The organism is Halorubrum sp. SS7 (genome assembly GCF_005435055.1).
GTDB classification, from domain to species: domain Archaea; phylum Halobacteriota; class Halobacteria; order Halobacteriales; family Haloferacaceae; genus Halorubrum; species Halorubrum salinarum.
Genome location: NZ_SGXV01000352.1, coordinates 1 through 416, shown reverse-complemented (window position 1 = coordinate 416; position 416 = coordinate 1). Strand labels below are relative to the sequence as shown.

The window sequence follows — 416 nt, the reverse complement described above, 5'->3', positions numbered from 1 at the left end:
GCCGTCGATCGGCAGGGCGGTGCCGTTGATGAACCCAGACTTCGGGGACGAGAGGAACGCGACGGTGTTCCCGAGCTCCATCGGGTCACCGATGCGTTCGAGGGGATTGCCGGCCCACTCGTCGAGCCCCTCTTCGTAGGAGTCGTACTCGCCTCGGTCGACGGCGTCGTTCACGAGATCGCGGATGCGAGACGTCTCGTGTGGCCCGGGTAACACGGCGTTGGCTCGGATCTCGGGCGCGAACTCCTTCGAGAGCGTCTTCTCGAGTCCGATCACGCCCATCCGGACGGCGTTGGACAACACGAGGCTGTCGAGCGCCTCCTTCACGCTCCGAGAGGTGATGTTCACGATGGTGCCGCCGTCGCCCTCGCGGAGGTGCGGCTCGGCCTCGCGCGCGAGTCGGACGACGCTCATCA

At 66.6% G+C, this 416-nt stretch carries 1 protein-coding gene; it reads right to left on the bottom strand.

What is annotated here, in order from left to right; genetic code table 11:
• Positions 1 to 416 (bottom strand): SDR family oxidoreductase (locus EXE44_RS18330; protein WP_137718070.1); only part of this gene is annotated, 416 nt, incomplete at both ends.